The sequence below is a fragment of the Pseudomonas sp. M5A4_2d genome (assembly GCF_053345295.1).
Window position 1 is genome coordinate 16,113 of sequence record NZ_JBKEZW010000007.1, and the last position, 13,170, is coordinate 29,282.

General features: G+C 62.5%; 14 protein-coding genes. 11 read left to right on the forward strand and 3 right to left on the reverse strand.

All coding sequences use genetic code 11. The features are described from left to right. Positions 1 to 53 precede the first annotated feature (53 nt). The 3 genes from ACLBW8_RS17055 to ACLBW8_RS17065 all read left to right on the forward strand — a co-directional run bounded on the left by ACLBW8_RS17055 (position 54) and on the right by ACLBW8_RS17065 (position 3,321). Complete coding sequence (locus ACLBW8_RS17055; RefSeq protein WP_064451691.1) at positions 54 to 929, forward strand: alpha/beta fold hydrolase; 876 nt, start codon at positions 54 to 56, stop codon at positions 927 to 929. A gap of 96 nt (positions 930 to 1,025) precedes the next feature. After that, positions 1,026 to 2,327, forward strand: a complete 1,302-nt coding sequence (locus ACLBW8_RS17060; RefSeq protein ID WP_064451690.1) for a dicarboxylate/amino acid:cation symporter — start codon at positions 1,026 to 1,028, stop codon at positions 2,325 to 2,327. 79 nt (positions 2,328 to 2,406) lie between these two features. Then, positions 2,407 to 3,321, forward strand: coding sequence for a LysR substrate-binding domain-containing protein (locus tag ACLBW8_RS17065; RefSeq protein ID WP_447805916.1), 915 nt, complete (start codon positions 2,407 to 2,409; stop codon positions 3,319 to 3,321). Here ACLBW8_RS17065 and ACLBW8_RS17070 read toward each other — a convergent pair. The 3 genes from ACLBW8_RS17070 to leuC form a co-directional block, all read right to left on the reverse strand. Then, complete coding sequence (locus tag ACLBW8_RS17070; protein ID WP_447805917.1) at positions 3,302 to 4,543, reverse strand: MFS transporter; 1,242 nt, start codon at positions 4,541 to 4,543, stop codon at positions 3,302 to 3,304. The genes ACLBW8_RS17065 and ACLBW8_RS17070 overlap by 20 nt on opposite strands. Before the next feature lie 73 nt (positions 4,544 to 4,616). Then, positions 4,617 to 5,231, reverse strand: coding sequence for a 3-isopropylmalate dehydratase small subunit (gene leuD, locus ACLBW8_RS17075; protein ID WP_447805918.1), 615 nt, complete (start codon positions 5,229 to 5,231; stop codon positions 4,617 to 4,619). Beyond that, the gene (leuC, locus tag ACLBW8_RS17080; protein ID WP_447805919.1) at positions 5,228 to 6,646 is read right to left on the reverse strand and encodes a 3-isopropylmalate dehydratase large subunit; all 1,419 of its coding nucleotides are present in this window, start codon (positions 6,644 to 6,646) and stop codon (positions 5,228 to 5,230) included. The genes leuD and leuC overlap by 4 nt, the downstream gene beginning before the upstream one ends. A gap of 291 nt (positions 6,647 to 6,937) precedes the next feature. On the opposite strand from leuC, the gene ACLBW8_RS17085 reads away from it, so the two are divergent. From ACLBW8_RS17085 to ACLBW8_RS17120, 8 genes are read left to right on the forward strand one after another with little or no spacing between them, the layout of a single operon-like run. Beyond that, positions 6,938 to 8,140: a PepSY-associated TM helix domain-containing protein gene (locus tag ACLBW8_RS17085; RefSeq protein ID WP_447806060.1), complete on the forward strand. Its 1,203-nt coding sequence runs from the start codon at positions 6,938 to 6,940 to the stop codon at positions 8,138 to 8,140. Next, positions 8,137 to 8,676 carry a hypothetical protein gene (locus tag ACLBW8_RS17090; RefSeq protein WP_064451685.1) on the forward strand — a complete coding sequence of 180 codons (540 nt, stop codon included), beginning with the start codon at positions 8,137 to 8,139 and terminating at the stop codon, positions 8,674 to 8,676. Before ACLBW8_RS17085 ends, ACLBW8_RS17090 begins: the two co-directional genes overlap by 4 nt. After that, positions 8,673 to 9,002 (forward strand): hypothetical protein, encoded by a 330-nt coding sequence (locus ACLBW8_RS17095; RefSeq protein WP_064451684.1) that lies wholly within the window; start codon positions 8,673 to 8,675, stop codon positions 9,000 to 9,002. Before ACLBW8_RS17090 ends, ACLBW8_RS17095 begins: the two co-directional genes overlap by 4 nt. Continuing rightward, complete coding sequence (locus ACLBW8_RS17100; protein ID WP_064451683.1) at positions 8,999 to 9,559, forward strand: DUF6162 family protein; 561 nt, start codon at positions 8,999 to 9,001, stop codon at positions 9,557 to 9,559. Before ACLBW8_RS17095 ends, ACLBW8_RS17100 begins: the two co-directional genes overlap by 4 nt. Before the next feature lie 19 nt (positions 9,560 to 9,578). Then, positions 9,579 to 10,499 (forward strand): metal ABC transporter substrate-binding protein, encoded by a 921-nt coding sequence (locus ACLBW8_RS17105; RefSeq protein ID WP_053255310.1) that lies wholly within the window; start codon positions 9,579 to 9,581, stop codon positions 10,497 to 10,499. Continuing rightward, positions 10,496 to 11,242 carry a metal ABC transporter ATP-binding protein gene (locus tag ACLBW8_RS17110; protein ID WP_064451682.1) on the forward strand — a complete coding sequence of 249 codons (747 nt, stop codon included), beginning with the start codon at positions 10,496 to 10,498 and terminating at the stop codon, positions 11,240 to 11,242. Before ACLBW8_RS17105 ends, ACLBW8_RS17110 begins: the two co-directional genes overlap by 4 nt. After that, positions 11,239 to 12,138, forward strand: coding sequence for a metal ABC transporter permease (locus ACLBW8_RS17115; RefSeq protein ID WP_447805920.1), 900 nt, complete (start codon positions 11,239 to 11,241; stop codon positions 12,136 to 12,138). The genes ACLBW8_RS17110 and ACLBW8_RS17115 overlap by 4 nt, the downstream gene beginning before the upstream one ends. Next, positions 12,138 to 13,091, forward strand: coding sequence for a metal ABC transporter solute-binding protein, Zn/Mn family (locus ACLBW8_RS17120; RefSeq protein ID WP_447805921.1), 954 nt, complete (start codon positions 12,138 to 12,140; stop codon positions 13,089 to 13,091). The genes ACLBW8_RS17115 and ACLBW8_RS17120 overlap by 1 nt, the downstream gene beginning before the upstream one ends. The last annotated feature ends 79 nt before the right edge of the window (positions 13,092 to 13,170 follow it).

Here is a 13,170-nt window from a genome sequence, read left to right on the forward strand (position 1 = left end):
CCCGAACGCTGCGTGATTCCAGGATGCAGGCAATCATCACAAGGAGTCATTCCATGTTCGCCGGATTCCAAAAAGACCAGTGCCACGTCAACGGCGTGGACATCAGTTACCGCAAAGGCGGTACAGGTCCCGGTCTGCTCCTGTTGCACGGGCACCCGCAAACCCACGTCATCTGGCACAAAGTCGCCGAACAGTTGGCCGAGCATTTCACCGTGGTGGCAGCCGACCTGCGCGGCTACGGTGACAGCAGCAAGCCGCCGGCCAACGATCACCACGGTAACTACGCGAAGCGGGAAATGGCCCGCGACGGCGTCGAACTGATGAAGGCCCTGGGCTTTGACACGTTCTCGGTACTGGCCCACGACCGTGGTGCCCGGGTCGCCCATCGCCTGGCGCTGGACCATCCGAACGCCGTGCAACGCATGGTGCTGTTGGATATCGCGCCAACCCTGGCGATGTACGCCCAGACCGACGAAGCCTTCGCCCGCGCCTACTGGCACTGGTTCTTCCTGATCCGCCCGGCGCCGCTGCCGGAGGCTTTGATCGAGAGCAACCCCGAGCTGTACCTGCGCAGCGTGATGGGCAGCCGCAGTGCCGGGCTCAAGCCGTTTACCGATGAAGCCTTCGCCGAATACCTGCGCTGCCTGCAACTGCCAGGTACGGCTCGCGGTATCTGCGAAGACTACCGCGCTGCCGCCGGTATCGACCTTGAGCACGATCAGGCGGATATCGACGCCGGTAACCACCTGAACCTGCCGTTGCTGGTGATGTGGGGCGCCGAAGGCACTGTCGGCCGCTGTTTCGAACCGCTTGAGGAATGGCAGAAAGTCGCCACCGATGTCCGTGGCAAAGCCCTGCCCGCCGGCCACTACATCGCCGAAGAAGTCCCTGAACTGTTGCTTGGCGAAGTCCTGACCTTCCTGCGCTGAGCCATATGACCCCGTGACCTGACGGACTCGCCTCGCCGGCTGAAAATGCCTGCGACGGGTTCGCTTTGCCCAAAAAAAGCCCTCGAGATAATAACAATGACAATCCGAAAACTGCTGGGAACCCTGTACGTGCAGGTGCTCATCGCTATCGCGCTGGGTGTGTTGATCGGCCACGTATGGCCGCAAATCGGTATCGACCTCAAGCCTCTTGGCGACGGGTTTATCAAGCTGATCAAGATGATCATCGGCCCGATCATCTTCTGCACCGTGGTTTCCGGCATCACCAGCATGCACGATGTGAAACAGGTCGGCCGGGTGGGCGGCAAGGCCCTGCTGTACTTCGAGATCGTCTCGACCATCGCGCTGTTGATCGGCATTCTCGCTGCGCACCTGCTGCACCCGGGCGTCGGTTTCAATATCGACGTGAAGACCCTCGACAGTTCGGCCATCGCCGGCTTTGTCGGCCAGGCGCAGCACAGTGAAGGCGTGACCGGGTTTCTGCTGAATGTCATCCCAGCGACCTTTTTTGATGCCTTCGCCAAAGGTGAAATTCTGCCGGTACTGTTTATTTCCGTGCTGTTCGGCCTCGGCCTGGTGATGGTCGGTGAGAAAGCGCGGCCGCTGGTGAGCGTCATCAACCAGGCCAGCGAGGTATTTTTCCGCATCGTGGCGATGATCAGCCGTGTAGCGCCTATCGGCGCCTTCGGCGCGATTGCTTTCACCATCGGCAAGTACGGCGTGGGCTCATTGCTGCCGCTGCTGAAACTGGTCGGCACCTTCTATATCACCGCGTTGTTTTTTGTCGCGGTGGTACTGGGTAGCATCGCCCGTTACGCCGGCTTCAGCATTTTCAAGTTGATGGCTTACATCAAGTCGGAACTGCTGATCGTGCTGGGCACCAGCTCGTCAGAGTCGGCGCTGCCGCAACTGATCCAGAAACTCGAAAGCCTCGGCGCGTCCAAAGGCGTGGTGGGCATCGTGGTGCCGACCGGCTACACCTTCAACCTGGACGGCACCAACATCTATATGACGTTGGCGGTGTTGTTCCTGGCCCAGGCCACCAATATCGACCTGCCGCTGGAGCAACAACTGACGTTGCTGGCCGTGGCCATGCTCACCTCCAAAGGCGCCGGTGCGGTGGTCGGTGCAGGCTTTGTGGCATTGGCTGCGAGCCTGGCGGTGGTGCCGACTGTCCCCGTGGCGGCAATGGTGCTGATCCTTGGCGTCGACCGCTTCATGGCTGAATGCCGCTCGCTGACCAATATCATCGGCAACGCCGTCGCCACGCTGGTGGTGGCCGCCTGGGAAGGTGAGCTGGATCGCGACAAGATGGCGCCGATTGCCCTCAAACATGGCCGGCATGCGCGTGCCGCGCAAGCGAAGATCGCTGCCGAATAAGCATTCACGCCCAGGCGTGCCGGAAGGTGCGCCCATCCGGTGCTATGCTGGCGGCTCATGCCGCCACGCTTGTTTTCTGATGACTAACAAGAAACATAACGTGCCCCTACCCGAAGACCTGCGGGTGTTCCTGACCGTGATCCGCAAGGCAGGTTTCGCTGCCGCCGCCGAGGAGCTGGGGCTGTCGCCTGCGTATGTCAGCAAGCGTATCCAGATCCTCGAAACCACCCTGGCCACTCGCCTGCTGCACCGCACCAGCCGACGCATCGCCCTGACCGAAGACGGTGAACGGGTGCAGCGCTGGGCCGTGCGCATCCTCGAAGATTTCCAGCAACTTTCCGATGAACTCTGCGACGCCCACGACAGCCCCCGTGGGCATCTTCATTTGTGCAGCAGCTTCGGCTTTGGCCGCAACCATGTGGCGCCTGCCCTGTCGTTGCTGGCCGAACAATACCCGGACCTGGAAATCCGCCTGGACCTGTTCGACCGCGTGGTGGACATCGTCAGCGAAGGCTTCGACCTGGAGATTCGTGTGGGCGATGACATTCCCGGTCAACACATCGGCCGACGCTTGGTGAGCAACCGCCGAGTGCTGTGCGCGGCGCCGGCGTACCTGAAGCGCCGGGGCACGCCGCAACAGTTGAGTGACCTGGAGCAGCACGACTGCCTGGTGCTCAAGGAGCGTGACAACGCCTTTGGCATCTGGAACCTGGAGCGTGATGGCAGCGCGCAAAGTGTTCGCGTACGCGGGCCGCTGTCCTCCAACAATGGCGAGATCGTGTTGCAGTGGGCCCTGGACGGACGCGGGGTGTTGCTGCGCTCGATGTGGGATGTGAAGCCGCTGCTGGAACAAGGCAAGCTGGTGCAGGTGCTGCACGACTACACCCAGAGCGCCAACGTGTGGGCGGTGTACCCGACGCGGTTGGCGTACTCCGGAAAATTAAGAGCGTGTGTGGAATTTTTGCAGGAGCACTTCAAGGGGTTGTCGATCTGATGCCCCGATTGGCGCTGTAACCCAACCATAGGCCCATGACCACCAAGGCGGTCAACGGCAGCCCGTGGAACAACACGATCACTTGGGCCGGTGCCCACGTCAGGTAGAACGGCCCGACCACGAGCATGCCTACGCCAAAGCCGGCCATCTGGATCAGGGTCAATAAACTGAACAGCGGCAGGCGCAGGCTATCCGGTTCACTCTGCGCGCGGGAAACCAAGGCCACCTCGGAGACCCCATCGCCCAACCCCGCCCACACCACCCACACGAGTGCCAGCCACAGTTCGGTTTGCTGGAAGGTCAGGATAAAGCCGCTGGACATCAGCGCCACACCGGCTATAAACAGGCGCTCCATGCCTTGGGTACCACGCGTTTTCAACACTGCACTGGCCAGCCGCGCGCCCACGAACTTGCCACAGGCCCAAACCGCCAACAGGTAGCCCATCACGGTTTTTGCCGTATCGGGCGAAATGTACTGGGACAACACCGGCCAGCCGACGTTATGCGCAGCGCTGCCGAGGGTGTCGAGCAGGCTGATCAACAACATCGCGGCCAGCACCGGTGCGCTCCGCAGGCCTTTTTTCAGTTCATGCCATTCAGCGGCGAGGCCTCGATGCACGGGCATCGCGACTGAGTACAACGCCCGCAACGGCAGGATCAGGCAGGCGGCAACGACATAGGTGCCGATGTTCACGGCAAACACCGCTTCGAATCCCGCCGTGGCAATCAGCACCCCGGACAGCAAGCTGCCGAACACCGCACCGGTGGCGGCCGCAGAGGTGATCCATGCATTGGTGGAAACGCGTTGCCCCAGCGCTACCCAGGTGGGCAACTGACTGTTCAGGCCAATCGCAAACAACGAATTGCACAAGCCGATGCCAAACGCGATGAAGGGCAGCACGCTGAGCTGATGCGCCGGTATCAACACCAGCAGCGGCATCAGCAGTAATGCTCGGGCAAGGTCCAGCCCGGCCAACGTGCCACGCCCGGCAAAGCGCCTGAAAAAAGGAATACCGAACAGGCTCGCAATAATCCCACCGGTGACGCGGCACGCCAGGAAAACACTGACAAACACCACGCTTTGGCTGAGCCAGTAGACGTAAGTGGACAACGCCACCATGTTGAGGAACGCGCCGAAATCCGACACCCCGCGGGCGAAGATGATCAAGCGTGCATTGCGGGTCGACCGCGTTGATTCAGGATCAACGTTCAGCACGTCCATGTCAGACACTTCCCTTTCTTATAATGAGCCGACTTCCTTGTCGGTCCCACTTAAGTCTACGGCGCCCGGTGTGTCAACCGAGCCAGGGGTTGGCCGCCAGGTGCCTGCGTTCGAACGCCTGGATCTGTTCACTGCGCTGCAAGGTGCTGCCAATCGCATCCAGGCCGAGCAGCAACGCGGTCTTGCGCAAAGTGTCGATCTGGAAGGGGATCACCTCGCCGTCCGCCAAACGAATCTGCTGCGCCTGCAGATCCACACTGATCTGCGCCTGTTCAGGCTGGCTTACGGTCTGCCCGAGCGTCTGCAGCACCGCCTCGTCCAGGGTGATCAACAACACGCCGTTACGCTGGCAGTTGTCATAGAAGATGCCGGCAAAGCGGCTGCCGATCAGCGCGCGAATGCCCATTTGCTTCAAGCCCCACACCGCATGCTCACGGCTGGAGCCACAGCCGAAGTTCGGCCCGACCACCATAAAGCGCGCGCCCTGCCAGGCCGGCTGGTTGAGCACGAATGCCGGGTTGGGCTCGCCTGACGCGAGGAAGCGCAGGTCGAAGAACAACCCACAGTCGAGGCCGCTGCGGTCGATACCCTTGAGAAACTGCTTGGGCATGATCACATCGGTGTCGATATTCGCCGCAAGCATCGGCGCGGCCTTGCCGGTGACCTGGGTGAACGGTTGCAGGCTCATGCGCGGTCTCCAAAGTGACGAATATCGGTGAGGCGGCCGGTGATGGCGGCGGCGGCGACCATAGCCGGGCTCATCAGGTGAGTGCGGGCGCCGGCGCCCTGGCGGCCTTCGAAGTTGCGGTTGGTGCTGGAAGCGCAGCGGTCGCCGGGGGCCAGCACATCGTCGTTCATCGCCAGGCACATCGAGCAGCCTGACTGGCGCCATTCGAAACCAGCGTCGATAAAGATCGCCGCCAGCCCTTCGGCTTCGGCCTGGTCGCGCACTTCGGTGGAGCCGGGGACGATCATCGCCCGTACGTGGTCGGCCACGTGTTTACCACGCACGACACTGGCGGCGTCGCGCAGGTCTTCGATGCGGGCATTGGTGCAGGAGCCGATAAACGCATGGCTGATCACGATATCGCTCAGCGGCATCCCGGCTTCCAGGCCCATGTAATTAAGCGCGCGGCGCATGTCCTGGCGCAGGATCAAGTCGCTCACGTCTTGCGGGTCGGGCACGCGGGCGCCGATGGGCGCGGCCTGGTCGGGGCTGGTGCCCCAGGTGACCATGGGTTCCAGGGTGTTGGCATCCAGATGTACTTCTTGGTCGAACACCGCATCGGCGTCCGAATACAGTTGGCGCCAACTCACCAATGCCTGCTCCCACACCTCGCCCTTGGGCGCGCGGGGCTTGCCCTTGAGGTAGGCGAAGACTTTTTCGTCCGGTGCCATGAATGCGCCGCGCGCACCGGCTTCCACGGCCATGTTGCAGATAGTCATGCGTGCTTCGACGCTCAGTGCATCAATGGTGGAGCCGCGAAACTCGATGGCATAGCCGGTGGCGCCGGACGCGCCGATCTTGCCGATCAGCGCCATGATCACGTCTTTGGAGGTGAGGCCGCGCGCCAGTTCGCCGTCAACGGTCACGCGCATGCTTTTCAGGCGTTTGTAAACCAGGGTCTGCGAGGCCAGCAGGTGCTCGATTTCCGAAGTGCCAATACCAAAACCGAAAGCGCCCAATGCGCCATAGGTGGTGGTGTGGCTGTCACCGGCGGCGATCACCATGCCCGGCAGGATAAAGCCCTGCTCCGGCGCGATCACGTGTTCGATGCCCTGGCGCTTGTCGAGGATATCCAGCAGCTCGATGCCGAAGTCCCGGCAGTTTTCCGCCAGGTACGACACCTGCCGCGCGCCGCCCGCATCGGGCATCGCCGCAATACGCGTGGGCGTGGTGGGGTTTACATGGTCAACCACTGCCAGCGCCGTGCCGGGGCGCCAAACCTTACGCCCGGCCTCGCGCAAGCCGCTGAACGCCTGGGGGCTGGTGTATTCGTTGATCACCTGGCGGTCGATGTACAGAAGGACATGGCCCTGATCGTCCAGGGGGCACACCGTATGGGAATCGATGTGTTTGTCGTAGAGGGTTCTGGCAGTCATTTTTTCTTCGGGCTCACTCAACGGTATGCCCCCATCCTACGCAGCCCCCCGGCCCCATCAATGGCACCTGGGTGATGGCTTGGAACATGTTTCGTGTTCGATCAACACCCGAAAAGCACTGTGAATGTGAACCTGAAACATTTTCTTTCATATGCGGCCTGGGGATTTCTCATCCTCATCCGTCTTAACTTAGATACAGCCCGTCGCGTCAGCAAAAGCTACGACCGGCCTTTTCCGGGCCTCCATCGCCCTCCTCCGCTCAAGACCCGTATTCACATGTCAAACGTTCACCTGTCAAAGAAGTCACGTTCAAAGCTCTGGTTTCTTGTGCACAGCTGGCTGGCGTTGCCCATCTGGTTTTTTGTACTGATCGTCTGCGTCACCGGCACCCTGGCGGTGGTCAGCCAGGAAATCGTATGGCTGGCCAACCCGGATATCCGTGCAAGCAAGCCGTCGGAGGATGCCCGGATGCTGAGCTTTGACCAGGTGATCGCCGCGATCAAACGCGAAGAGCCCCAAGTGATCGTGCAATCGATCATCCGCCCGGACGAAACGCACTTCGCCCTCAGTGTCGACCTCAGCTACCCGGATGGGCGCTCCGTTGAGGTCTACGTCAACCCCTACACCGGAGCGATCCAGGGCATCAGCCCAGCCTTCAACTTCAAGCAATTTACCCGCGCCCTGCACGGCTGGTGGCTGGTGCCGTTCACCAATGGCTTCAGTTGGGGCTGGTACCTGGTCTCGGCGCTCGGCCTGCCGTTGCTGGCGTCACTGGTGACCGGGCTGGTGGTCTACAAGCGTTTCTGGAAGGGTTTTCTGCGACCGACCCTGCGTATCAGTCACGGTGCGCGAATCTTCTGGGGGGACTTCCACCGCCTGAGCGGGATCTGGTCAATCTGGTTTATCGCGGTGATTTCCATCACCGGCACCTGGTTCCTGATCCAGGCGATCCTGGGGGACAACCAGATTTCCATCTCCAGCGAACCGATCGTCCCGGTGATCGCCCGTGAAAAGGTGCCAATGTCCGCGCCCGGCGTGCCGGCACCGATGATCCCACTGGACGACGCCATCGGCATTGCCACCCAACGCATTCCCGGGCTGGATGCCACGTTCGTGTTCCTGCCGCTCAACGCCTATAGCCACCTGCAAATCGGCGGGCGCGGCTGGTACCCGCTGATGTTCCAGACGGCCCAACTCAACCCGTACAGCGGCGAAATCGCGGTGTCGCACTTGCTGTCCGACCGCTCGACGCTGGAGTTCGTCACCGAGTCCATGCGCCCGCTGCACACCGGCGACTTTGGTGGGCTGTGGATCAAGCTGATCTGGGCATTCTTCGGCCTGGTGCTGAGCATGATGGTGTTGAGCGGCCTGCTGATCTGGACCAAGCGCACCGCCCTGGCCACCCTCAATGCGCTCAAGCGCGAAGCCAAGACGCAACGTGCGCCGGCCGCCGCCCTCGCCATGCAGACTGAAACCTCGGAGGCCAACTCATGAGCAAGGTCGCTCGCGCTACGCCGCCTTCGCCGCTGCGCGCTTTTTGGCTGAAATGGCGGTTCCATATCAACATCCTGCTGTTGCTGGTGCCCCTGGGGTTCATGCCCAAATACTTCGCCGACGCCGCGTTGTTTCGCGGGGATACCGGCATTGGCGAGCGGGTCGTCGGCGACGTGCAGGTCGGCCCCTGGAGCCTGAAACTCGCCGAATTCCGCAACGAAGGCCCGAGCCCGGACCCGGCCGGCCCAATGAAATTCTTCAACGCCGCCCTGTGTGACACCTGCGCCGAGCAGGTCAAGGCCACCTACCTGCGTATCGGCAAACCGCGCAGCTTGCGCGCCGCCGGGGTGATCTTCTTCGGTACGCCCTACCGCATGGGCGCCGCATTACCAGTGCCTGAACGCACGCCGGTCGACGCCGAACTGTGGGTCACCATGGAAGGCTGGGACGGCACGATGCACCAGGGTTCCATCCCGCTGAGCCAGGCCTCGCCTGCCACCATTGCCTGGCTGAACAAGCAAGGAGTTAAACCATGACGTTCAAGCGTCTGACCCGCACCGCTGCGGCGCTGTTACTTTGCGCAGGTTTCAGTACCACCGCCCTGGCGCACAACCCGATGTGCGAATGCAAGGAAATACCCGGCGAGCAGATCCAGTGCACCGGCGGTTTCTCCGACGGCAGCGGCGCCCCGGGCGTGACCCTGGACGTCATCGGCTACGACGAAACCATCCTGCTGCCCGGCAAACTCGGCCAGGACTCAACCCTGACTTTCAAGAAGCCCGCGGCCGAGTTCTATGTGCTGTTTGACGCGGGCCCCGGCCACGTCGTTGAAATCGACCAAGCGGATATCCAGCCTCAATGAGCACGACACAGGTTGTACGCCCCGCCGGCGCCGGCCACGAAACCCTCTACGTGCTCCTGCTGTGCCTGATCATCCTCGCGGTGGCCGGTTCGGTGGTGGCCCTGCACGGTGAAACCCAGGAAGTCGCGGCGCTGCCCAGCCACCAGTTGGACGCCCGTCGCGACCTCAGTGCATCCGAACAAGGCATCTATGCCGACCTGCGGGTGACCCTGGATGAAATCCAGCTGCTGCAACAGGAGCAAAGCGCCCTGCCGACGCCTGCGCAACTGGCCGAAGAAGGTTTCGCACCGTTTGCCCAGGACGCCAGTTCGGTCAGCCGTGGCGACCACCGCTGGGCGTTGCTGGCGCCTGCTGCCTATTTGGGCTTGAGCCAGACGCCGAGCACCAGCGGCTCGCTGCTGATGCGCGTGCACGGTGCCGAACCGGATATCTGGCTCAACCGCCAACCCCACCTCGCCGCCCCTTCCGACCTCACTGACCAGGCGCTGATCGCTGCCGGCTGGCAGCAGGTGGTCGCGCAATTCGATGCCGGCGTTACGCGCCAGCACCGTCACTGAACGAGAAGACCAATTGCCCATGTCTATTTCATCTCCCTTGTTGCGCCTGTTGCTGGTTAGCCTGTTCAGCCTGATGCTGGCGCCCTTGGCAAATGCCGAGGCGGCCAAACGCCTGCGTATCGGCATCACCCTGCACCCTTACTACAGCTACGTGGCTAACATTGTCGGCGACAAGGCCGACGTGGTCCCGCTGATTCCGGCCGGCTTCAACCCGCACGCCTATGAGCCCCGCGCCGAAGACATCAAGCGCATCGGCACCCTCGACGTGATCGTGCTCAACGGCGTCGGCCATGACGATTTCGCCGACCGTATGATCGCCACCAGTGAGCGCCCGGACATCCCGGTGATCGAGGCCAACGCCAACGTGCCGTTGCTCGCCGCCACGGGCAATGCCGCGCGTGGCGCGGGCAAGGTGGTCAACCCGCACACCTTCCTGTCGATCAGCGCGTCGATTGCCCAGGTCAACAACATCGCCCGCGAGTTGGGCAAGCTTGACCCGGACAATGCCAAGGCCTACACCCAGAACGCCCGTGCCTACGGCAAACGCCTGCGCCAGATGCGCGCCGACGCCCTGGCCAAGCTGACCAGCGCACCCAACCCCGACCTGCGCGTGGCCACCGTGCACGCCGCCTACGACTACCTGCTGCGCGAGTTCGGCCTGGAAGTCACCGCCGTGGTCGAGCCCGCCCACGGCATCGAGCCAAGCCCCAGCCAGTTGAAAAAAACCATCGACGAACTGCGCGCCCTGGATGTGAAGGTGATCTTCTCGGAGATGGATTTCCCGTCCACCTACGTCGAGACCATCCAGCGTGAATCCGGGGTCAAGCTGTACCCGCTGTCGCATATCTCCTACGGCGAATACACCCCTGAAAAGTACGAAGTGGAAATGACCGGCAACCTCAACACCGTGGTGCGGGCGATTCAGGAGTCGGGGGCATGACAGCCGCGGAACAACTCAAAGTGGCCAGCATCGGCCCAACCCTCGACTTCGACAAGGTGTCGTTGACCCTGGGCCGCACGGTGATTCTTGACGCTGTCAGTTTCCAGGTAGAACCGGGCAGCATCCATGCGTTGGTCGGCCCGAACGGCGGCGGCAAAAGTTCGCTGATCAAGACCCTGCTGGGGCAAACGCCGCACCACGGTCAATTGCGCCTGCAGTGGCCAAATACGCCCGGCACCATCGGTTACGTGCCCCAGGCGCTGGAATTCGACCGGGGCTTGCCGATGACGGTGGACGATTTCATGGCCGCCATGTGTCAACGGCGCCCGGCGTTTCTGGGCCTGTCCAAACACTACGCCGCCGCGATTGGCGAGGCGCTGGAACGGGTGGGCATGCAGGACAAACGCAAACGCCGCATGGGCGCGTTATCCGGCGGTGAGCGTCAGCGTGTCTTGCTGGCCCAGGGCCTGATCCCGGCGCCACACCTGCTGGTGCTGGATGAGCCGATGTCGGCCCTTGATGAAGCAGGCATCCAGGTATTCGAGCGACTGCTGCATGACTGGCGGCTGGCCGGAATCACCGTGCTGTGGATCGAACATGACCTGGAAGCCGTCGGCCGCCTCGCCGACCGCGTCACCGGCCTGAACCGCCGCGTGCTGTTCGACGCCACGCCCAAAGAGGCATTGACCCCGGACCGCCTGCTGACCCTGTTCTCCACCCATCCTCGGAGCTCGGCGCCATGAGTTATGAAGCGTTTCGTTTGATGGTCCAGGGCTGGGCCTCGTCCGGGTACCTGCCGGAGGCGCTGGCCTATGGGTTTGTGGTCAATGCCTTGCTCGCCGGTTTGCTGATCGGCCCGGTACTTGGCGGCCTGGGGACGCTGGTGGTGGTCAAGCGCTTTGCGTTTTTCTCCGAGGCTGTCGGGCATGCTGCACTGACCGGCGTGGCCGTGGGTATTCTGCTCGGCGAACCCTACACCGGGCCCTATGGCGCACTGTTCGGCTACTGCCTGTTGTTCGGCATTCTGCTCAATTACCTGCGCAATCGCACAGGGTTGGCGCCAGACACCTTGATCGGCGTGTTCCTGTCGGTATCGCTGGCGTTGGGCGCGAGCCTGCTGTTGATCCTGGCAGGCAAGATCAACGTGCATATCCTGGAAAACGTGCTGTTTGGCTCGGTGTTGACGGTTAACGGCAATGACTTGCTGGTACTCGCAATTGTCGGTTCGCTGGTGATGGCCCTGGCGCTGCCACTGTACAACCGCATCATGCTGGCCAGCTTCAACCCACAGCTGGCAGCGGTGCGCGGTGTGGCCGTGAAGACGCTGGACTACCTGTTCGTGATCCTGGTGACGCTGATTACTGTGGCGGCCGTCAAGGTGATCGGCGCCATCCTGGTGGGCGCGCTGCTGGTGATTCCGGCCGCTGCGGCGCGCCTGCTGAGCCAGTCGCTCAAGGGGTTTTTCTGGGTATCCGTGATGATTGCCACGGTCAGCACGCTGTGCGGCATCCTGTTGCCGATCATCATCGACCTGCCCATCCCCTCCGGCGCCGCGATCATTCTGGTGGCCGGTATCGCCTTCGCCTTCGCCGCCATCGCGCGCGGCACTGTGCCCAGCCTCAAAGGGAATCTTGGATAATGCGCCCTGTCTTTCGCCCACTGGCCCTGGCCATCGCTTGTTTGCTCAGCACCTCGGCGCTGGCCGTCGACGGCCTCGACCCCAAGGAATTCAAAGTCAACCAAGGCCTCGGCCATGCCGCCGTGACCCAATCCAAAAAAACGGTCAAGGTCCTGGCGTCGTTGCCCATCACCTACGGGCTGGCCGAGGTGCTGCTCAAGGGCACCGACGTGCAGCTTGAGCGTGCTGCGCCGGCCAACCTGCCCGGCTCGCGCCAGGTGTCCTACTTCACGGGCCGTGGCGCCCCGGCGCTGAATACCCTGGCGCAGGATGCCGATGCCGCCATCGGCCTGCGCTCGCTGTGGGCGGACGATCCGCTGTACCCGGTGGCGCGGCGCAGCAATATCCGTATCGTCGAAGTCGACGCCGCGCGCCCGGTGGACGGCGGCTTGCCAGGCATCGCCGTGCAACCGGGCAGTGCCGATGGCTTGAACAGCCAGCCCTGGCAGTCGGGCAACAATATGGGGCGCATGGCCGATGTGATGGCCGCCGACCTTGGCCGCCTGGCGCCCAACGCCAAACTGAAGATCGACGCCAACCTGGCGGCCCTCAAGCAACGCCTGCTCAAGCTCAGCGCCGACAGCGAAGCGCGGTTGGCCAAGGCGGACAACCTGAGCGTGGTCAGCCTGAGCGATCACTTCGCGTATCTGGTCAGCAGCCTGAACCTGGAAGTGGCCGGTACCGATGCACGGCCGGATGCGGACTGGACGCCACAAGCGTTGCAGGCGTTAAGTGCCCGCTTGAAGGACAGCGACGTGGCGGTGGTGCTGCATCATCGTCAGCCAAGTGAAGCGATTAAAGCGGCGGTGACGGCAGGGGGTGCGCAACTGTTGGTATTGAATGTCGACGGAGCGGACCCGGTGGCAGAGCTGGAAACCAATGTGGATCAGGTCATTAAAACCCTGATGCCATAGGCGAGCGACTCTTCAAGTCGAGATCGATTCAAGTGTGGGGGCTGGCTTGCCTGCGAAAGCAACAACGTGGTCTGTGTGA

Excerpts from the sequence above, each read along its gene's own strand:
- ACLBW8_RS17055 (WP_064451691.1), top strand. The coding sequence starts at position 54 with ATGTTCGCCGGATTCCAAAAAGACCAGTGCCACGTCAACGGCGTGGAC.
- ACLBW8_RS17060 (WP_064451690.1), top strand. The coding sequence starts at position 1,026 with ATGACAATCCGAAAACTGCTGGGAACCCTGTACGTGCAGGTGCTCATC.
- ACLBW8_RS17065 (WP_447805916.1), top strand. The coding sequence starts at position 2,407 with ATGACTAACAAGAAACATAACGTGCCCCTACCCGAAGACCTGCGGGTG.
- ACLBW8_RS17070 (WP_447805917.1), bottom strand. The coding sequence starts at position 4,543 with ATGGACGTGCTGAACGTTGATCCTGAATCAACGCGGTCGACCCGCAAT.
- leuD (WP_447805918.1), bottom strand. The coding sequence starts at position 5,231 with ATGAGCCTGCAACCGTTCACCCAGGTCACCGGCAAGGCCGCGCCGATG.
- leuC (WP_447805919.1), bottom strand. The coding sequence starts at position 6,646 with ATGACTGCCAGAACCCTCTACGACAAACACATCGATTCCCATACGGTG.
- ACLBW8_RS17090 (WP_064451685.1), top strand. The coding sequence starts at position 8,137 with ATGAGCAAGGTCGCTCGCGCTACGCCGCCTTCGCCGCTGCGCGCTTTT.
- ACLBW8_RS17095 (WP_064451684.1), top strand. The coding sequence starts at position 8,673 with ATGACGTTCAAGCGTCTGACCCGCACCGCTGCGGCGCTGTTACTTTGC.
- ACLBW8_RS17100 (WP_064451683.1), top strand. The coding sequence starts at position 8,999 with ATGAGCACGACACAGGTTGTACGCCCCGCCGGCGCCGGCCACGAAACC.
- ACLBW8_RS17105 (WP_053255310.1), top strand. The coding sequence starts at position 9,579 with ATGTCTATTTCATCTCCCTTGTTGCGCCTGTTGCTGGTTAGCCTGTTC.
- ACLBW8_RS17110 (WP_064451682.1), top strand. The coding sequence starts at position 10,496 with ATGACAGCCGCGGAACAACTCAAAGTGGCCAGCATCGGCCCAACCCTC.
- ACLBW8_RS17115 (WP_447805920.1), top strand. The coding sequence starts at position 11,239 with ATGAGTTATGAAGCGTTTCGTTTGATGGTCCAGGGCTGGGCCTCGTCC.
- ACLBW8_RS17120 (WP_447805921.1), top strand. The coding sequence starts at position 12,138 with ATGCGCCCTGTCTTTCGCCCACTGGCCCTGGCCATCGCTTGTTTGCTC.